Origin of the sequence: Paraburkholderia sediminicola (genome assembly GCF_902859805.1) — a bacterium.
GTDB lineage: Bacteria > Pseudomonadota > Gammaproteobacteria > Burkholderiales > Burkholderiaceae > Paraburkholderia > Paraburkholderia sediminicola.
This window is the reverse complement of sequence record NZ_CADIKC010000007.1, coordinates 259,755-277,027: the sequence shown is the minus strand read 5'-3', so window position 1 is coordinate 277,027 and position 17,273 is coordinate 259,755. Positions and strand designations below refer to the sequence as shown.

Genomic DNA, 17,273 nt, shown 5'->3' with positions numbered 1-17,273 from the left:
GGGGATGAACCGTACGCAAGTCCTATGCAGACCGGTTTCGACTGCGTTCAAGCCCTGCGCACGCTAGGAGACAAAACAGAAAAATGCGGCCGGACGGTGCTCGCGCACGTCCAGCCGCCTCACTCGTCACGTTACTTCACGTGCACCGTGATGGTTTTGCTCATTTCGGGGCCATACGAACGATGCGCGCCGTCGCCGAATTGCAGCGTCAGCGTATGGTCGCCCGGCGGCAGCGTCAGATCGGTTTCGGTCTGGCCTTTGCCGAAGTGAAGCGATTTGTCGGTGGCGGGAATCACTTCGCCCTTGGGAAGCGGCTTACCGTCGATCAGCAGATGATGATGGCCCGTGCCTTCCGTCATCGTGCCGGCCGGCGCGATCTTCATGCCGTCGACACCGAACACCACGTGCACCGGATTGGTGACAGTCGCGCCGTCCGCCGGTTGCACGAAAGACACGCCTGCGGCCTGAGCCGCGCCCGATACCGCGAGCAACCCGGCCAGTACAGTTCCGGCCAACCATTTGTTTTTGAACATCGTTTTTCTCCTTTTTGGGAAACAAGAGTCATGCGCGGGCCATGCGGGCATCGATCGCGGCTCCTGTGACCTGAGACCGATCGTCGCAATGCATGTCAGGCGCCCGGCGCGCCTGTCCAAACCACTGGCTGCGGATCAAAGCATACACGTTGTGTATGACGGGTCCGTCACGCGGGCCCGGACATGTGTCAGGCACTTTGCGGCGATGCCGCATGGGTAAATATCTGTCCAATTGACAAATTCCGGTAATATTGCAGGTCGCCGCCATGCCCAAAAAAGGGGCAGACTGGGCGGATCAATGCACCGAACCAAAGAAGAGTACGTCGTGAGCGAAGTAATTGAACTGATTGAATATAAGAGCTGGGTCTGCCTGATTTGCGGCTGGATCTACAACGAAGAAGAAGGCCTTCCCGAAGAAGGTATCGCCCCGGGCACGCGCTTCGCCGCGATTCCGGACGACTGGCGCTGCCCGCTGTGCGATGTAGGCAAGGCGGAGTTCGCGGTGGTGGAATTCTGAGCGAACTCGATTGAGCCGGGGGTGCGCTGCTTGGTGCAGTGCGTCGGGCGGTTCGCGCGGCCCAGTGGGTGATGCCCGCTGGGCCGTTTGCTTTGTGGGACGGGGTTTGCAGCGGTTGTTTTGGTTTGGTCCTCTCCCCGAAGTTCAGGCGGATGGAATGACAGGCGCAACGCCCGTCAGATATCGATTGCTACCGTTGCTGCAGCGAATCCGTAGCACGCGAAACTTCCCCTCCTGGAACATCAGCCGACTGTTACACAGTCACGGCTCGCACGCGTTCATTCGATGACTATCGGCCAGGAAGCGACATTGGCGATGACGCCTTATCCGAGGTTCGTCGGTCCGTTCCCCGCGAAACAGCGGCCGTTCGTACTTCGCCGATACGTGAGTCCGCGTAGACCGAGTTCCTCACTACTGCTATGCCGGCAGAAGACCAGCAACGCGATAGCTTTCAATCAGCCCGTCATAGAGAGAAATATCCGAGCGACTCCTGGCAATGAGCTGAGCGCCAGCGACGGCGGCGAAGATGGCGCGAGCACGCCGTTCGCTATCCTCAGAACTGACCACGGCCGCGGCGGATAGCACCCGGCTCAGCCACGCAACATTCACATCGGCAAAGGTCTGGACCTCTTTCGTCACCGTTTCCGGCAGGTCATCAGATTCCGCGGCCATAAAGCTGCAAAGGCATATGCGATTGCCACTCTCAAGCGCCTTGCGAAACGTATCGGGATAGTGGCGCAGGCAGTCGATCGGATCCGCGGATTCGGCCAAAAGCGCATCCAGGGTAGCTGCTGATTCCTCCCAATAACGCCTCGCCACCGCTGCGCCGAGATCGGCCTTGCTTGCGAAGTGATGGTAGATGCTCGCAGCCTTGATGCCGACGTCCTCAGCGAGATCACGATAATTCAAGCCGCCATAGCCGTGCGCCTGCGCAATCTTTGTGGCAGCCACCAGGATTCGCTCCCTGGACGTCAAGCCTGAGTCGTTCTTCACTACTACCGCCTCCGCAAACTGGAATGACTGTTGACACAGGGAAGTATAGCCTCTACTGTAAACCTAACGAACGTTAGGTAGTCGTCGTGGGCAATACCTCCCTATATTGTCCGATCCCATGTAACAGAGCGCACAGCGAGGCAAGCATGACTTCCAGCACCATTAATTTTGACGTAACCGCACTCCCGATCATGACGATTTACGATTTCCCCAAAGGACCTTATCCGACACGCGTCCGTATCGCCCTGGCTGAGAAAAATCTGCAATCGCGCGTCGAGTTCGTGATGGTCGATCTTTACGAGGGGGAGCACAAAAGGCCCGAGTTCATCGCCGAGAAAAACTACTCGGGCACGCTGCCGGTCCTCGAACTCAACGACGGAACCTGCATCGCCGAATGCACCGCCATTACCGAATACCTCGATACGCTCGATGACGCACCCACGCTGACCGGCAGGACACCGCTCGAAAAGGGCGTGATCCACATGATGAGCAAGCGCGCCGAGCAGGAGTTGCTCGATGCGATCAGTGTCTATTTCCACCATGCCACGCCAGGGCTTGGGCCCAAGGTCGAGCTCTATCAGAACTCCGAATGGGGGTTTCGTCAGCGCGACAAAGCCTTGAGGGGCATGCGCTACTTCAATGGCGTTCTGAAAAAACAGCCGTTTGTCGCTGGCGATGCCTTCTCGATGGCCGACATCACGCTCATTGGCGGCCTGGTCTTTGCGTCGATCGTGGAACTGCCCGTGCCTGCGGAGTGCGAAGCCCTTCTAGCCTGGTACGCGAGAATGCGGGAACGGCCAAGCGTCAGGAGCCAGCCGGCGTTCACCTGAAATCGCAGCCGTGGCCGGCCGTGATGGATGATCGACCAATCTTTGGTTGGAAAGCTAAGGCGACCGGTGATGAACGACGGCGACGCATCGTGAGGCGTGTGGCTAAGTGACCTTCGAACGCATCATCCGGGCGCGGCAGGATCGAATGCTCGAGCGATTTCGGCGTCATGGCGCGGCCAGATTCGGCACGTGCCTCGCGATACTTTTTGACCGGGTCGCCCAAGATGAAAGTGGCTGCGTCGGCAGCGCTCTAGCCCTTGTCGATCTCGACTTCTTTGTCCCGCGCCAGGGCTTCGTCAGCGCCTTTCGTTTTGAACGTTTTTGCTATACTCTGCCCTCGCTTGCGTAGCTGGGCACGCCAGCGACTGCCTGCTGGCAGGATTGAAGCCATGTTTTATCCGCGTCGGAAACTGTAGCAGTGCAAGATCGCTTTCGCGCTACAGGGTCAACTTGTAGCAGACGCTGCTATAAACTGGGGTTCACAGGCTGTCACGGCGCTTCATTTAGGAAGAAGCAGAAATGCCGGAAACGCTCACGGGATACGGCTGAAGCCAATAGCAGTAAAGGCTCCAGTCGTCCCTTTGCAAATATCCATCTCCCCGTAGTTCAATGGATAGAACAAGTGCCTCCTAAGCGCTAGATACAGGTTCGATTCCTGTCGGGGGGACCAAACAGCAACATCCAGACACCTCAAAAAGCCCCGCTCGGCCCTGCCTGGCGGGGCTTTTTTGCAACCGTCATCACCCACGCCTGCCAAATACAAAAAAGCTGAAGCTAAGCGTCACTGCCGCCTTTCGTGCCGACCGTGCCCACCTGATCCTACCCACAGAATCCACGCAGCCTATAAAACCGCACCACCCACCAACACCTAAAGTATTCCCACCGCCCGCCGAAAATCAGGCATGGAAAACGACGACCGCCTCCGCCCTGGCCATCCTCTATATGAAGAAGCGATGGCCCTCGAATTGACCGTGCGCACCCTGCGCCACGCGCAGGGCAAGAAGAATCCAGAAGACGTTCTCTACGCCTCACCTGAGTGGAACGTCGTCAGCGAGGAGTTCGTGCGCGACCTTTACCGAGCAATGGGTGGCAACCCGGCCGAGCTACCCTGATCGCCCTTGGGTCGCGCTTGCCATCACATCACAGCACAGCACAACCCACCCTCCCCCCATCACGCAGGCCGCTTCGGAATATCCAATCCCCTAGCCACTGCCGGACGCGCAACAAACGCCGCCAGCACGCGCTTCACATTCGAAAACTCGTCAATCCCGACCAGATCCCCAGCTTCGTAGAACCCGACCATATTACGCACCCAGGGGAAAGTCGCGATATCAGCGATCGAGTACTGGTCACCCAGGATCCAGTCGCGTCCCTCAAGCCGCTGATCCAGCACCGCCAGCAGCCGCTTCGACTCACCGATATAACGATCGCGCGGGCGTTTGTCTTCGTATTCCTTGCCGGCGAACTTGTGGAAGAAACCCACCTGGCCAAACATCGGGCCGATGCCGCCCATCTGGAACATCACCCACTGGATCGCCTCATAACGGCCAGCGGCATCCTGCGGAATGAATTTGCCTGCCTTGTCCGCCAGGTAAATCAGAATCGCGCCGGATTCGAACAACGGCAGCGGTTTGCCGTCCGGGCCGTTCGGATCGATGATCGCCGGAATCTTGTTGTTCGGATTCAGCGACAGAAACTCCGCCGACATCTGGTCGTTCGTATCGAAGCGCACAAGGTGCGGCTCATACGGCAATCCGGTCTCTTCGAGCATGATCGACACTTTCACGCCATTGGGTGTCGGCAGCGAATACAGCTGAATCCGGTCCGGATGCTCGGCAGGCCATTTCTTCGTGATCGGGAAGGCGGAGAGATCGGTCATGGTGATGATGTAACCCTTGTGGCGAAAGCTGCGGCTGAAAATGGGAATCGGGAATCAGCGATCAGCCGGAAGGCCGAAAACAGAGACCCGATCACGCGACCGCCAAATATAAACCGACTCGGCAGAACGCGTGCGTGAGCGCCGCAGTGCGGCTCGCCTCGAATCACCCCAACGCAAACATTGCCGCGCGACGCGTTTCCCCACCGCCCAACCGCACAAAGGCACTCAGGCTCACCACAAATCCTTGGTAGCAGTACCGGCGCGCAGGTTATACCCTTCGCGCCACAAGGCCGCGCCGATCGTCAGCAACAGCGTCTTCTGCTCGCCATCGTGTTGGTCCCACGTCGCCGCCAGCCACGTGGCGAAACTCGCACAGAGGGTTTCGAGGTCGACGGGCGTCTTGCCCTCGAGGTACTGCCGTTCGAACATCGAAAGCACTTTTTCGGGTGTCATAGGCGCCTCCTACGTGTTGGATGCGCCAAGTCTAAAGGCCGCGAACAGTGTGCGGAGCGCCCACGGCGCCGAACCCGGGTTACTCCCAGGCCAAAACGGCGTCGCACCCTGCGTCTGGCGGAAAAGCACTAACGTCCAACAGCCAATGCACGGCAACCCTGCCCGTAAAAACAGAAAAAGACGCCGAAGCGCCTTTCCCCGTCAAACAGCACCGCGAGCCGAATTACGGCGCGTTGCGCTTTGCATTGTCCTTGGCGTCTTCCTTAGCATCGCCGTAGGCCTTCTGCACCTTGCCGGCGCCTTGTTGGAGGTCGCCCTTAAGTTCCTTACCGGGGTTGTTGGTGGCTTTGCCGACGGCTTCGTTGACCTTGCCCTTGATCTGCTCGCCCACACCCTTTACTTGGTCCTTGTTCATATTTGGCTCCGATATCTGGAATGCCGGCGCGTCATTACGCCAGTATCCCGATTCAGCAACGGGTGTGCCCGCGCCGCCACCAACCGGTTTTGCTGATGAAGTCAGCCGCGAAAAATATTTCAAAAAAGCCCTAAAGTCCTGCCGCGACCTGCCGTAAAGGTGCCATGGAGGGGCTATGGAACGCACACTCATTACGCTGACGGGGTCATCCCAGGCGGCGCTGGTCGACCAGGATATCGCGCATATCGGGCGCGTGATGCGACCGTCTTTACAAGGCGATCTGGGTGGACCGATTCTGCCGGTGACCTACTGGCGCAAGCGTCTGTACCAATTGCTGGACACCGGCAATCTGTCCCACGCGCAACTGTGCGCGGTCGACAGCCTCCTGCTGCAATTGGACCAGTTCGAAGCCGAACCCCCGCCCGTATGGATGGGGCCGGCCGCGGCAAGCTCCGCCCCGTTCCAGCCCTTGCACATCGCCGGCAGCCGTCATATCTGATCTGACGCGCTGCAAGTCTTGATGGCCGGTCTTCCGCGCCGGTCAGCCCTACTCTTCCCCGCTAAAACCCAGCTAAAAAAAGGCCGCGAACCCTGTCGCGGCCTGAACACGTCGCAACGCGGGGATTTCGCGTCACGCTGTAAGCCTACACGTCCAACTGTGACATTCGCATTTAGACAAAACGGTCTTCGTGCGACCAGAAATTTTCTGCTCACACTCAGTGAAAATAGGAAAAAGGGACGACCTTAGGTCATAATGTCCGCAAAAATTCCCAGCAAGGACATCCGTGACCCTCGCCGCACCGCTCGACCTGCTCAGACAGGCGCGCGCCCGCTTCACCCAACGCGAAATCGCCGCGCACGTCGGTAAGGACATCAAGACGGTACGTCGCTGGGAAAAAGGCGAAACACCGTGTCCGTCGATGCTCGAACCGGCCTTGCGCGATCTGCTGCACAGCAGCGGCCGGACGAAGGCCGGCTCGGCCCCCGGCGACGCTCAATTCCGCTTCATCGATCTGTTTGCCGGCATCGGCGGCATTCGCATGGGTTTCGAGGCGCACGGCGGCGACTGCGTCTTCACGAGCGAGTGGAACGATTTCTCCACCAAGACCTATCGCGAGAACTACCCTGCCGGCAGCGACCACGCGCTGATCGGCGACATCGTCTCCTTTCCCGCCGAAGACGTGCCTAGCCACGACGTGCTGCTCGGCGGCTTTCCGTGCCAGCCGTTCTCGATTGCCGGCGTCAGCAAGAAAAACGCGCTGGGCCGCCCGCACGGCTTCGAATGCACGACGCAGGGCACGCTGTTTTTCGACGTCGCGCGAATCATCGCGGCAAAGCGCCCCGCCGCATTCCTGCTGGAGAACGTGAAGAATCTGCTCTCGCACGACAAAGGCCGCACCTTCGACGTGATCCTGCAGACCCTGCGCGACGAGCTGGGCTACGAGGTGCATTACCGCGTCGTCGACGGCCAGCATTTCACGCCGCAGCATCGGGAGCGCATCATCATCGTCGGCTTTCGCGGCAAGACGTCGTTTTCCTGGGACGATCTGCGTCTACCGGAAAGCGGTCCGCGCCTTGGTTCGATCCTGCATCGCACAGACGGCAGCGAACCGGTGCTGCCGTGGGACCATGATCGATTCTTCGACCACACGAGCAAACGCGTGCAACCGAAGTACACGCTCACCCCGAATCTCTGGACCTATCTGCAAAACTACGCGGCGAAGCATCGCGCGGCGGGCAATGGCTTTGGCTTCGGCATGGCTTATCCCGACAGCGTCACGCGCACACTCTCGGCGCGTTATCACAAGGACGGCTCGGAGATTCTGGTCTATCAGGGCGAGCAGTTGCGGCCGCGGCGCCTCACGCCGCGTGAATGTGCGCGGCTGATGGGCTTCCCCGACACCTTCAGGATTCCGGTCAGCGACACGCAGGCTTACCGGCAATTCGGCAACAGTGTCGTCATGCCGGTGATGCGGGAAGTGGCGCGCATCATGCTGCCGCATGTGCAAACCCTGCTCGCCGTGGAGACGCACAATGGTTCGAAGCAAGCCCTTTCGCTCTATTCCTGAGCGCCCCGATCCGCTAGCCAGACGCTAACGATGGTCGATATCGTCGACAGCGCAACGCGTAGCCGGATGATGTCCGGCATTCGCGGCCGCAATACGAAGCCGGAAATCCTGATCCGCAGCCTGCTGCATGGCCGGGGTTTTCGTTTCCGTTTAGACGCGCGCGATCTGCCGGGCCGGCCGGATATCGTGCTGCCGCGCTATCGCGCCGTCGTGCTGGTGCACGGCTGTTTCTGGCACGGTCACGATTGCCATCTGTTCAAATGGCCGCAAACCCGGCCCGAGTTCTGGCGCGACAAGATCGGCCGCAATCGTAGTAATGACGAGAAAGTTCGCGCGGCGCTGCTTGCGAGCGGCTGGCGTGTCGGAGTGGTATGGGAATGCGCTTTGCGTGGCGCGAATCGCGATATCGAGGGCGTGTTGCAGCGGCTCGTCGAGTGGTTGAAGAGCGACGCGCCGAGCTTCGAGGAACGCGGCTGAAAGCTGCTTGTAGCCTGCCCGGCTGAAGGGAACTCCAGAGCTGCTGGTGATACACTCGATTGGCTAGCTCGGAGCATTTTTTGCGTGCCGATGCTGCAGAAATCAGGCAGCAACTCGCCGGCAGTTCAATGGCAAGCCGATAGCAAAAACAGCACGCTCCGACCATCCCAGAACCACCAAGAAGGGAGGCACACGATGGCTGATTTCCGTCTCTGGTCCGACGATTTCCCTACCAACGGCTTTATGCCGAAAGCCCACGAATACCACGACAAGGCCTTCGGCGTAGACGGCGAGAATATTTCGCCCGCGTTGCAGTGGGATGCCCCGCCGGCCGATACCCAAAGCTTCGCACTCACGGTTCACGATCCGGACGCGCCTACCGGCAGCGGCTTCTGGCACTGGGTCGTCGTCAACATTCCGGCTGATGCCCGATCGCTGCCGCGCAACGCCGGCAAAACCGATGGCTCACTGCTGCCGCAGGGCGCGCTGCAATTGCGCAACGACTACGGCACGGTCGGCTTCGGTGGCGCGGCGCCGCCGCGTGGCGACAAGACGCATCGCTACATCTTCCGCCTGCACGCGCTGAAGGTGCCGCATCTGCCGATCAATGCGGAGACCACCAACGCGGTTGCGCGCTTCATGACGCATCTGAACGAACTCGACTCGACCACCCACACCGGTCTGTACGAACTCAAATAACGCGCGAGACGCGATGCCGGCGCGCTGTATCAGCGCCGGCGTCATCGCTGTGCGGCGTCCTGTCTTTCCAGGGCGGCACGCAGCGCGCGTGGCTCATCTCAGGATCGATGCGCCGCCCCATTCCAAATCAAAAGAACGATGCAAGCACAACCATCGCGCAAGGACGGTTCGAAGCCGGCCGATGCCGCCTCCGTCGCTCCACTCGCCGCCGGCACGCCGCTCGCGGACAGCACCGAACAAGGCTTGCCGATTCCGCAACGCTATTGGGCGATGCTGGTTATCGCCCTCGCCCTCACGCTGGCGGTGCTCGACAGCGCGATCGCCAACGTGGCGCTGCCGACCATCGCGCGCAATCTGCATGCAAGCGCGGCCGGCTCGATCTGGGTCGTCAACGCGTACCAGCTCGCCATCACCATCTCACTGCTGCCGCTTGCGTCGCTCGGCGATCGCATCGGCTACCGGCGTATCTATCTGGCGGGGCTGATCCTGTTCACGGTGGCATCGTTCGGTTGCGCGTTGTCCACCTCGCTGCCGACGCTCGCACTCGCCCGCGTGGTCCAGGGCTTCGGTGCAGCGGGCGTCATGAGCGTGAACACGGCGCTCGTGCGCATGATCTATCCGCCCACGCAGCTTGGACGCGGCGTTGCGATCAACGCGATGGTCGTGGCGATATCGTCCGCGGTCGGGCCGACGGTCGCCTCCGGCGTGCTCGCCATCGCCTCGTGGCCCTGGCTGTTCGCGATTAATGTGCCGATCGGGATCGCGGCGATTGTCGGCGGCTTCAAGGCGCTGCCGATGAATCCCGGCCACGAGTCTCCGTACGACTATCTGAGCGCGGTGATGAACGCGTTCGTGTTCGGCCTGCTGATCTTTGCAATCGACGGCCTCGGTCACGGCGAGCACATCCGCTGGGTCGTCGCCGAGGCGCTCGTTGCGGTTGTGATCGGCTACTTCTTCGTGCGCCGTCAGTTGACTCAACCCGCGCCGCTGCTGCCGATCGACTTGCTGAGGATTCCGGTGTTCGCGCTGTCGATCGGCACCTCGGTGTGTTCGTTCTGCGCGCAGATGCTGGCCTTCGTGTCATTGCCGTTTCTGTTGCAGGACACGCTGGGTTTGTCGCAGGTGGAAACCGGTTTGCTGATGACGCCGTGGCCGGCAGTGATCATCATCGCCGCGCCGATTGCCGGCGTGCTGTCGGACAAGGTGTCGTCTGGTTGGCTGGGCGGCGTCGGACTCGTGACGATGACGGTGGGCCTGCTGCTGCTCGCCACGCTCGGTGCGCATCCCGAGCCCATGCAGATCGCGTGGCGCATGGCGCTGTGCGGCGCGGGCTTCGGGATCTTCCAGTCGCCGAACAATCGGACCATGTTGTCCGCCGCGCCGCGTGAGCGCAGCGGCGGTGCGAGCGGCATGCTCGGCACTGCGCGCCTGACCGGACAGACGCTCGGCGCGGCGCTGGTCGCGCTGATCTTCGGCATCGCGCCGCAGAATGGGCCGACCATCACGCTGTATGTGGCAGCCTGCTTTTCGGCGGTCGCCGCCGTGGTCAGCATGATGCGCGTGAGGCAGCGCGTGAACGTGCAGGCGGCGTGAGTGCGTTGCAGGCATCGATGCAAGCCGATCGGAGCCTGACTACGGTTGCAGGCCTAAGCGCGTGACCCGCCTGCTCGGGTTATCCGCCTAACGCCGGATACAACAAGGGCGCGAATCGCATATTGCGGTTCGCGCCCTTCCTCAATGCTTCATCATCCTTGCCCAAACAGTTCGACGTGACCAGCACGCGCGGTTCCTGAAGGCCCCAGCGCCGCCGCTAATACAACTATGACGACGATGCCGTCACGTCAGCGAGCTTTACCGCTTTGGCCGTTACTGAAGAGGCGGTCGCAACGTTGCGCAGATCGCCCAGGAACGTATCGCGCCAGACCGACAGATTGTTCTCGCGCATCGGCGCCATCATGTCCGCGTGACGCGCCTGACGCTCGGCGAGCGGCATCGACAGCGCGCGCTCCAGCGCCTCGGCCATCTGCGACAGATCGAACGGATTGACGACCAGCGCCCCCGGCAATTGCTCGGCCGCGCCCGCAAATTGCGACAAAACGAGTACGCCCGGATCGGCCGGATCCTGCGATGCGACGTACTCTTTCGCGACCAGATTCATCCCGTCGCGCAGCGGCGTCACATAGCCGACTTGCGATTGGCGGAACAGCGCCATCAGCAGATTGCGCTCGTACTTGCGGTTCAGGTATTGAATCGGCGTCCAGTCGAGTTGCGCGAAACGGCCATTGATGCGGCCGGCTTCGCCCTCCAGCGTCTGACGAATGCGCTGATACGTCTGCACATCCGCGCGTGTCGGCGGCGCGATTTGCACCAGCGAGACGCGTCCGTGCCAGCCCGGCGCATTCAGCAGCAGCCGTTCGAATGCCTGGAAGCGCTCCACCAGACCTTTCGAATAATCGAGCCGGTCGACGCTCATGATCAGCTTGCGCCCGCGCATGCCGTCACGCAGGCTGCGCACCGGCTTGCGGTCGGTGAACTGGTCGGCGGCCTTAGCGATCGCGTCCGGATAGATGCCGATCGGGTACGCGGCCACTTTCAGGAAACGGTTGTAGGCGTGCATCATGCCGTCTTCGCTCGAGGTGCCGTGCTGGCCGCGCTCGATAAAGTCGACGAACGACTGACGGTCAGCTTCGGTCTGGAAACCGACCACGTCGTAGCTGCACATCGCCTTGACCAATTCCTCGTGCGGCGGAATCGTACGGAGTACTTCCGGCACCGGAAACGGAATATGCAGAAAGAAGCCGATGGGATTCTTCACGCCGAGTTCGCGCAGGCAGCGCGCGAACGGCAGAAGGTGATAGTCGTGCACCCAGATGATGTCATCGGGTTTGAGCAGTTCCTTGAGCTGCTTCGCGAGCGTCGCGTTGACACGCTGATAACCCGCGTACTCCTGCCGGTCGTAGCGCGACAGGTCATTGCGATAGTGGAACGTCGGCCACAGTGTCGCGTTGGAAAAGCCGCGATAGTACTGGTCATAGTCGCGCTTGGTGAGACCCACCGTCGCGTACGTCACATTGCCCTGCTTTTCGATCACCGGCGCGGACGGCTCGCTTACCGTTTCACCGCTCCAGCCAAACCAGACTCCGCCGGTTTCCTTCAACGCGTCCAGCACGCCGATCGCAAGGCCACCTGCTGCGGGTCGGCCTTCCTGGGTCGGCGCCACACGATTCGATACCACGATCAGTCTGCTCATTGGTGCTCCACCTAGTCAGTTGTTTCGTTGCATACGGATATGTGCCAAAGAGGTGCATGCAAGTCGCGTGCCGTTTTATGAGATGTTGAAAATAAAAATGTATGTAAATGTGACGAACGAGCAGAAACACGCGGCATCAGAGCACCGCGAGGAAATTTTTTCTGCTTTGCGTGACGAAACCGGAACCCTTCTTACCGGCCGTCAAGCGGACTCAGGCGTCCTGCTCCGAACCGAGATCGCGCTGGTACTCCAACCCTTCCTGACGCACGCCGCCCTGGTTGTGCTCCCCGTCTGGCGGCGCATTAGGCGCGACGCGGTTCTGCGCGGCCGGGTCCGGCGACTCCGGCGGGGCGTCCTTGCTGCCTGGCCGGGAGTCGCGCTTCGAGTGGCGCGCGGAACGTCGCAGTGCTGGGTGTCTCATGATTGATGCCTCCGGGGGAAGCCCGCCGCCATCGTGAGCGGCGTCAATTCAGTGTAGGGTTCACGACGGTAAATTGCCGGTAAAAGATGCGCCGGCTTTGTAACAAGTACATAAAATCACTGCGGCGGACTGCGTCCCAGCGCACAGAACACGTCAGAGTTGCATGCTCTAGGTTCGTAACGGCGGACACCGACTGGCTTGTGGCGTTTGCGTGGGCTGCGAGGGCGGATCACCGATCGGCGGCGCAACGGGTTCGATAGGATCCGGAGTCGGACTTGGAACGGTGTCGGGCTCCGCAGGATTCGGCGGATCGTTAGGCTCAGGACGATGAGCGTACTGCGGGAAGGGAAGCGAAAAAGCGGTGGTGTATTCCGGCATATTGGTTACCCTCGTTTGCGTTCAAAAGAACCGCAGCAAGGCCCATGCCGAAAAAAAAGGGAGAAGAAAAAGACAAACAAACGGTTCGAAGACCTACGCGTCGGCGCGCGCAGCGCCGCCGGAAGAATGACGCCCGTGTCACAAGCGCATGCCGGTGCACGACCCCAGATTCCAGATGCACCACTACCCTATGCAGACCACGGCGCCCACTTAGCAGGAGTGGTGTGAGCTGCTTTCTTTTGCCTACTTTTCTTTGCAGCAGGCAAAGAAAAGTAGGTGCCGCCCCGCACAGGGGCAACGCAAATAGACCACTAACAATTCAAGGAAAGGCCAAAGCCCCAGGAACACGGACAAACAAGCGCCGAACAGGCAAAAAACCTCAAGCGCCAGCGCCCCCTAGAGCTCGTGACTCATCCCCTACTTCCCCCTCATCCCGAGCATCATTCCCATACTCAACAAGCCGGTTATAAAGCGTCTTCAAGCTAATCCCAAGAATCTCAGCAGCGCGAGTCTTCACCCCACCGCATTGCTCAAGCGTAGCCAGAATCAACTGCCGATCAGCCTCAGCAAGCGAAGTCCCAAACGGAATCGTAATCGCCGTGCCAGCCGCAGGCTTCGACAAAGTAATCTGCAGCGGCACCGTAGCCGTGCTATCCGAATCGGTCCCCGACATGATGTGCGCCCGCTGCACATAGTTCTTCAACTCGCGCACATTGCCCGGCCACGGATACGACATCAACATATCCTTCACGGCAGCCGGAAAATGCTTCTTCGTGCTGTGCCGCTCGTTGAGTTCATCCAGAAACGCCTGCGCCAGCAATTCAACATCCTTACCCCGATCGCGCAGCGGCGGCAGACTGATCGGAAACACGTTCAGGCGGTGGTACAAATCAAGCCGCAACTTGCCTTCGAGCACAGCCTGCTCAGGATCGCGATTAGTCGCCGCAATCAACCGCACATCCGTTTCGATTTCCTTAGTCGTACCCACCCGCATGAACATGCCGGTTTCCAGCACGCGCAGCAACTTCACCTGCAACTCGATCGGCATTTCGGTGATTTCATCGAGGAACAGCGTGCCGCCGTTCGCACGTTCGAAATAGCCTTTGTGCTGACGGTCCGCACCGGTGAACGAACCACGCTCGTGGCCAAACATTTCCGATTCGATCAGGTTCGGCGAGATCGCCCCACAGTTCACCGCGAGGAACGCATGCTTGCGGCGCAAGCTGAGCTGATGCAGCGTCTGAGCGGCGACTTCCTTGCCGGTGCCCGATTCGCCCACCAGCATGACGGAGGCCGCCGTCGGCGCAACGCGGCCGATCTGGTCGTAAACCTCCTGCATAGCCGGCGAGTTGCCGAGCATCAAACCGAAGCGGCCCATGCGGCGCAACTCGCCGCGCAACGTGCCGATTTCCGCCTTCAGGTCGCCGGCGCGCGGCAAGCGCGACAGGATCGCCTTCACGCGCTGCATGTTGATCGGCTTCACCAGGTAGTCGGTGGCGCCCATCTTCAACGCGTTGACCGCCGATTCCACCGTGGCGTGACCGGTAATCACGATCACCTCCACACCGGAGCGCGGATCGAGATCTTCAAACAGATCGACTCCGCTGCCGTCGGGCAGCTTCAGGTCGGTAAAGACGACGTCCGGCATCTGCCGGACCAGTTGAATGCGCGCTTCGCGCAAATCGCCCGCAGTGGCGGTAGTCAAACCGTCTTCCCCGATGATGGCGGAAAGCGCCTCGCGGGTACCGGCATCGTCATCGACAATCAGTACGTGTGGCATCGCGTCTCGAAAGCCCGAAAGCGTGAATGGGGGACATGCAAAACTGCATGATGGGAAGCTGGCCAGCAGCTTGCCGCCGCGCCGCGAGTGCGTCCGGATGTGAGCACACGCTAACGTTTCGCAGCAGCGCCGGACCTCTGACTTGACTCAATATCGCAACAATCAATAGGAAAAACACCTGAGGAAGCGCGGCATTGTTGTCTATAAACCTATTATACGGCTTTATCGAGACAAGTTTGTAATGTACGCCAAGGTCCGCTTGCGGACGCTGCGCGCCGATGCGACGGCGTCCGCAAGGCTCTGTTTTTGACCCTCAACTGCGCGGAAACGGCCATGCGCCGTCTTTGCCATTTGGATGCGCCGAGCCATTTGCGCCATGCGCAGTATCTGGCGTGGACGGGCCGACACTCGCCGCCGTCACGCTGCCGGACGGCGCAGCCAAGGGCGTCGCCACCGTACCGCCCTCGCCTTCCCAACGGCTCAGCTCACGCGCCGCAGGAACCTGCGCGGCGCGGTTTCGCTGCACGTAGCGCACAGCCAGAAAACCGCCAAGGGCCATCAGCGCGCCGAAGATACCAATTTTGGGTCGTCCCATCGTGAACTCCTTGTTTTCGTCAAGCGGATCGGCGTCAGGCACCGCGCGTTAGCGCGTGCTGAGGACGCCAAGCAGGAAGCCGGCGCTCGCGGCAATGCCGATCGAGCGCCACGGGTTGCGCCGCACATAGCGTTCCGCATTGACGGTCGCGACCCGGTAGCGCCGTTGGGCGCTCTCCTGCGCATCGCCGAGCGCCGATTGCAGCGTTTCGACATGCGCGCCCAGCCGCTCGCGCAGCGCATCGACGCCTTCGCCCGGCACGGTGGCGGCAAGCCGCAGCATCTCTTCCGAGTCCGTCAGCAGCACCCTCAGATCGTCGACAATCTTCTGCTTGCCGAGTGCAAGCTGTTGCGTGGTATCAGTCATCATTCACTCCTATGTCTGAATTCGGTGTTTGCATCCTGTTTGCATCCTGTTTCCGGCACGTCGCGAACAATCGGAGAGCCGCATTCGCCGCCGGCGCGCTTCGACCAGAATCGCTCAAAAGCACACGCATATCGGCTTGACGGCGCAAACGCCGTGCCCGGTAAATTTGCCGCTCCGGTTCAGCATCGGCATGGGTCCAGGCACTTTCGACCGGGCCTGCGCCGGCCTTTTTCGCCGACCGTCACATGGATTGCCGGAAGCGGCGTCAAAGTGGTTAAATCGAATTTCTGTGAGATAGTGGCCGCACGGGTCCGTCTTGCCCAAGGCCTGCGCGCCGCAACACCGAACCCCAATTTGCACAGGACTTCCCGTTTATGGCGTCAATCGAGCTGGACTCGCCCACCGTTTCCGCCGGCGGCAATGCTTCGGCACAGGCGAAGCAGCGCGTCGCGGACGGCATCGCGGGACTGAAATCGTACGGACTGTTATATGGTTCGTCGCCGGTGATGCTCGACCTGTACGAACAGATCGAACGCGTCGCCAGCACCGACGCGACTGCGCTGATCATCGGCGAATCGGGCACGGGCAAGGAGCTGATCGCCCGCACGATTCACGATCAAAGCAGCCGCAAGAACGCACCGTTTGTCGCCGTGAACTGCGGCGCGATTCCGGACGAACTCATCGAAGCCGAATTATTCGGCCACGAAAAAGGCAGCTTCACCGGCGCGGTCCAGGCCCGTGTCGGCTACTTCGAACACGCGAATGGCGGCACGCTGTTTCTCGACGAAATCACTGAAATGGCGCCGGTACGCCAGGTCAAACTCCTGCGCGCGCTCGAGACCGGCACGTTTTTTCGGGTCGGCGGCAACGAACTGATTAGTGGTGACGTGCGCGTGATCGCCGCGACGAATCGCGACCCCGCCGTAGCGGTGAAGGAAAATGGTCTGCGTGAAGACCTGATGTACCGGCTCGCGGTTTTCCCGTTGCGCGCGCCGCCGTTGCGCGAGCGTGAAAACGATCGCGAACTGCTCGCGCAACACTTCCTCGCCTTGCTCAATCAGCAGGAAAACGCGAGCAAGAGCTTCAGCAAACGGTCGATCGAAACACTGCGGACCTGGTCGTGGCCGGGTAACGTGCGCGAATTGAAGAACGCGGTGTATCGCGCGTTCATTCTCGCGGAGAAGACGGTCGAGTTGCCGCACCCACATCTCGCATCGCGCGTGAAAAAGCCCGTGACGCAAGGCGATGCGATGAGCGTGTGGATCGGCACGCCGCTCGCCGATGCGCAAAAGCAGATCATTCTCGGCACGCTCAAGTATTGCGGCGGCGACAAACGGCGCGCGGCCAAAGCGCTCGGCGTGAGTCTGAAAACGCTGTACAACCGTCTAAGCACATACGGCGGTGAAGAGAGTTCGGACGAAGAAACCGAGCAATAAGCCGTGCCAGGCGCTCACGCAATTCGTTCGCGTGAGCCGGTGTTTTCTTCTGTGCTTGCCGACTACTTTTTGCACGGTCCTTGTACGCCTTCCGCGCGTTCCCCGCTCCGCTGAAACGGCCCTTTTTGCGGGCCTTTAATCTCATAATTAATCCCTTCGCACCACCAATCAAATCGATTGTT

General features: G+C 60.6%; 21 protein-coding genes and 1 tRNA gene. 11 read left to right on the top strand and 11 right to left on the bottom strand.

Annotated elements, in window-relative coordinates:
* Nucleotides 1-131 precede the first annotated feature (131 nt).
* Nucleotides 132-533: a DUF4399 domain-containing protein gene (locus R8871_RS24355; RefSeq protein ID WP_054035043.1), complete on the bottom strand. Its 402-nt coding sequence runs from the start codon at nt 531-533 to the stop codon at nt 132-134.
* A 325-nt stretch (nt 534-858) separates the two neighbouring features.
* Between R8871_RS24355 and R8871_RS24350 the strand changes: the two genes are divergently transcribed.
* On the top strand, nt 859-1,050 hold the full coding sequence (locus tag R8871_RS24350) for a rubredoxin (RefSeq protein ID WP_097391768.1): 192 nt from the start codon (nt 859-861) through the stop codon (nt 1,048-1,050).
* Nucleotides 1,051-1,467: 417 nt separating this feature from the next.
* On the opposite strand, the gene R8871_RS24345 is transcribed toward R8871_RS24350, so the two are convergent.
* On the bottom strand, nt 1,468-2,043 hold the full coding sequence (locus R8871_RS24345; RefSeq protein WP_175052759.1) for a TetR/AcrR family transcriptional regulator: 576 nt from the start codon (nt 2,041-2,043) through the stop codon (nt 1,468-1,470).
* 146 nt (nt 2,044-2,189) lie between these two features.
* Between R8871_RS24345 and R8871_RS24340 the strand changes: the two genes are divergently transcribed.
* The 4 genes from R8871_RS24340 (at nt 2,190) to R8871_RS24325 (ending at nt 3,985) form a co-directional block, all read left to right on the top strand.
* The gene (locus R8871_RS24340) at nt 2,190-2,873 is read left to right on the top strand and encodes a glutathione S-transferase (RefSeq protein WP_175052758.1); all 684 of its coding nucleotides are present in this window, start codon (nt 2,190-2,192) and stop codon (nt 2,871-2,873) included.
* A 106-nt stretch (nt 2,874-2,979) separates the two neighbouring features.
* Complete coding sequence (locus tag R8871_RS24335) at nt 2,980-3,222, top strand: hypothetical protein (RefSeq protein WP_175052757.1); 243 nt, start codon at nt 2,980-2,982, stop codon at nt 3,220-3,222.
* A 246-nt stretch (nt 3,223-3,468) separates the two neighbouring features.
* A tRNA-Arg gene (locus tag R8871_RS24330) sits at nt 3,469-3,543 on the top strand.
* A 232-nt stretch (nt 3,544-3,775) separates the two neighbouring features.
* Complete coding sequence (locus R8871_RS24325; protein ID WP_175052756.1) at nt 3,776-3,985, top strand: hypothetical protein; 210 nt, start codon at nt 3,776-3,778, stop codon at nt 3,983-3,985.
* 59 nt (nt 3,986-4,044) lie between these two features.
* On the opposite strand, the gene R8871_RS24320 is transcribed toward R8871_RS24325, so the two are convergent.
* From R8871_RS24320 to R8871_RS24310, 3 genes are all read right to left on the bottom strand, one after another.
* The gene (locus R8871_RS24320) at nt 4,045-4,752 is read right to left on the bottom strand and encodes a glutathione S-transferase N-terminal domain-containing protein (RefSeq protein ID WP_175052755.1); all 708 of its coding nucleotides are present in this window, start codon (nt 4,750-4,752) and stop codon (nt 4,045-4,047) included.
* Between the two features lie 231 nt (nt 4,753-4,983).
* Nucleotides 4,984-5,205: a hypothetical protein gene (locus R8871_RS24315; RefSeq protein WP_054035047.1), complete on the bottom strand. Its 222-nt coding sequence runs from the start codon at nt 5,203-5,205 to the stop codon at nt 4,984-4,986.
* Nucleotides 5,206-5,428: 223 nt separating this feature from the next.
* On the bottom strand, nt 5,429-5,620 hold the full coding sequence (locus tag R8871_RS24310) for a CsbD family protein (protein ID WP_035552219.1): 192 nt from the start codon (nt 5,618-5,620) through the stop codon (nt 5,429-5,431).
* 175 nt (nt 5,621-5,795) lie between these two features.
* Between R8871_RS24310 and R8871_RS24305 the strand changes: the two genes are divergently transcribed.
* The 5 genes from R8871_RS24305 (at nt 5,796) to R8871_RS24285 (ending at nt 10,458) form a co-directional block, all read left to right on the top strand.
* Complete coding sequence (locus R8871_RS24305) at nt 5,796-6,119, top strand: hypothetical protein (RefSeq protein WP_175052754.1); 324 nt, start codon at nt 5,796-5,798, stop codon at nt 6,117-6,119.
* Nucleotides 6,120-6,405: 286 nt separating this feature from the next.
* A complete protein-coding gene (dcm, locus tag R8871_RS24300; protein ID WP_175052753.1) occupies nt 6,406-7,689 on the top strand; it encodes a DNA (cytosine-5-)-methyltransferase in 1,284 nt (427 codons plus the stop codon).
* Between the two features lie 30 nt (nt 7,690-7,719).
* Nucleotides 7,720-8,166, top strand: a complete 447-nt coding sequence (locus R8871_RS24295) for a very short patch repair endonuclease (RefSeq protein WP_175052752.1) — start codon at nt 7,720-7,722, stop codon at nt 8,164-8,166.
* Nucleotides 8,167-8,361: 195 nt separating this feature from the next.
* Nucleotides 8,362-8,865, top strand: coding sequence for a YbhB/YbcL family Raf kinase inhibitor-like protein (locus R8871_RS24290; RefSeq protein WP_054035050.1), 504 nt, complete (start codon nt 8,362-8,364; stop codon nt 8,863-8,865).
* A gap of 138 nt (nt 8,866-9,003) precedes the next feature.
* Entirely contained in the window at nt 9,004-10,458 is a 1,455-nt protein-coding gene (locus tag R8871_RS24285; protein WP_175052751.1) for an MFS transporter, read from the top strand.
* A 226-nt stretch (nt 10,459-10,684) separates the two neighbouring features.
* Here the strand turns inward: R8871_RS24285 and otsA are convergent, their stop codons facing one another.
* From otsA to R8871_RS24260, 6 genes are all read right to left on the bottom strand, one after another.
* Nucleotides 10,685-12,115: an alpha,alpha-trehalose-phosphate synthase (UDP-forming) gene (gene otsA / locus R8871_RS24280; RefSeq protein WP_175052750.1), complete on the bottom strand. Its 1,431-nt coding sequence runs from the start codon at nt 12,113-12,115 to the stop codon at nt 10,685-10,687.
* Nucleotides 12,116-12,326: 211 nt separating this feature from the next.
* Entirely contained in the window at nt 12,327-12,536 is a 210-nt protein-coding gene (locus tag R8871_RS24275) for a hypothetical protein (protein WP_175052749.1), read from the bottom strand.
* 168 nt (nt 12,537-12,704) lie between these two features.
* Nucleotides 12,705-12,914, bottom strand: a complete 210-nt coding sequence (locus R8871_RS38515) for a hypothetical protein (RefSeq protein ID WP_246287685.1) — start codon at nt 12,912-12,914, stop codon at nt 12,705-12,707.
* 379 nt (nt 12,915-13,293) lie between these two features.
* Entirely contained in the window at nt 13,294-14,694 is a 1,401-nt protein-coding gene (locus tag R8871_RS24270; RefSeq protein ID WP_175052748.1) for a sigma-54-dependent transcriptional regulator, read from the bottom strand.
* A 313-nt stretch (nt 14,695-15,007) separates the two neighbouring features.
* Nucleotides 15,008-15,289 (bottom strand): hypothetical protein, encoded by a 282-nt coding sequence (locus R8871_RS24265; protein WP_175052747.1) that lies wholly within the window; start codon nt 15,287-15,289, stop codon nt 15,008-15,010.
* A gap of 48 nt (nt 15,290-15,337) precedes the next feature.
* Nucleotides 15,338-15,655, bottom strand: a complete 318-nt coding sequence (locus R8871_RS24260; protein WP_175052897.1) for a DUF883 family protein — start codon at nt 15,653-15,655, stop codon at nt 15,338-15,340.
* Between the two features lie 374 nt (nt 15,656-16,029).
* Between R8871_RS24260 and R8871_RS24255 the strand changes: the two genes are divergently transcribed.
* Nucleotides 16,030-17,091 (top strand): sigma-54 interaction domain-containing protein, encoded by a 1,062-nt coding sequence (locus tag R8871_RS24255; protein ID WP_175052746.1) that lies wholly within the window; start codon nt 16,030-16,032, stop codon nt 17,089-17,091.
* The last annotated feature ends 182 nt before the right edge of the window (nt 17,092-17,273 follow it).

What these genes read in the sequence shown, in the direction of transcription:
- R8871_RS24355 (WP_054035043.1), bottom strand. Translation starts at nt 533, where the DNA reads ATGTTCAAAAACAAATGGTTGGCCGGAACTGTACTGGCCGGGTTGCTC.
- R8871_RS24340 (WP_175052758.1), top strand. Translation starts at nt 2,190, where the DNA reads ATGACTTCCAGCACCATTAATTTTGACGTAACCGCACTCCCGATCATG.
- R8871_RS24325 (WP_175052756.1), top strand. Translation starts at nt 3,776, where the DNA reads ATGGAAAACGACGACCGCCTCCGCCCTGGCCATCCTCTATATGAAGAA.
- R8871_RS24320 (WP_175052755.1), bottom strand. Translation starts at nt 4,752, where the DNA reads ATGACCGATCTCTCCGCCTTCCCGATCACGAAGAAATGGCCTGCCGAG.
- R8871_RS24315 (WP_054035047.1), bottom strand. Translation starts at nt 5,205, where the DNA reads ATGACACCCGAAAAAGTGCTTTCGATGTTCGAACGGCAGTACCTCGAG.
- R8871_RS24310 (WP_035552219.1), bottom strand. Translation starts at nt 5,620, where the DNA reads ATGAACAAGGACCAAGTAAAGGGTGTGGGCGAGCAGATCAAGGGCAAG.
- R8871_RS24305 (WP_175052754.1), top strand. Translation starts at nt 5,796, where the DNA reads ATGGAACGCACACTCATTACGCTGACGGGGTCATCCCAGGCGGCGCTG.
- R8871_RS24295 (WP_175052752.1), top strand. Translation starts at nt 7,720, where the DNA reads ATGGTCGATATCGTCGACAGCGCAACGCGTAGCCGGATGATGTCCGGC.
- R8871_RS24290 (WP_054035050.1), top strand. Translation starts at nt 8,362, where the DNA reads ATGGCTGATTTCCGTCTCTGGTCCGACGATTTCCCTACCAACGGCTTT.
- R8871_RS24285 (WP_175052751.1), top strand. Translation starts at nt 9,004, where the DNA reads ATGCAAGCACAACCATCGCGCAAGGACGGTTCGAAGCCGGCCGATGCC.
- otsA (WP_175052750.1), bottom strand. Translation starts at nt 12,115, where the DNA reads ATGAGCAGACTGATCGTGGTATCGAATCGTGTGGCGCCGACCCAGGAA.
- R8871_RS24275 (WP_175052749.1), bottom strand. Translation starts at nt 12,536, where the DNA reads ATGAGACACCCAGCACTGCGACGTTCCGCGCGCCACTCGAAGCGCGAC.
- R8871_RS38515 (WP_246287685.1), bottom strand. Translation starts at nt 12,914, where the DNA reads ATGCCGGAATACACCACCGCTTTTTCGCTTCCCTTCCCGCAGTACGCT.
- R8871_RS24270 (WP_175052748.1), bottom strand. Translation starts at nt 14,694, where the DNA reads ATGCCACACGTACTGATTGTCGATGACGATGCCGGTACCCGCGAGGCG.
- R8871_RS24265 (WP_175052747.1), bottom strand. Translation starts at nt 15,289, where the DNA reads ATGGGACGACCCAAAATTGGTATCTTCGGCGCGCTGATGGCCCTTGGC.
- R8871_RS24260 (WP_175052897.1), bottom strand. Translation starts at nt 15,655, where the DNA reads ATGACTGATACCACGCAACAGCTTGCACTCGGCAAGCAGAAGATTGTC.
- R8871_RS24255 (WP_175052746.1), top strand. Translation starts at nt 16,030, where the DNA reads ATGGCGTCAATCGAGCTGGACTCGCCCACCGTTTCCGCCGGCGGCAAT.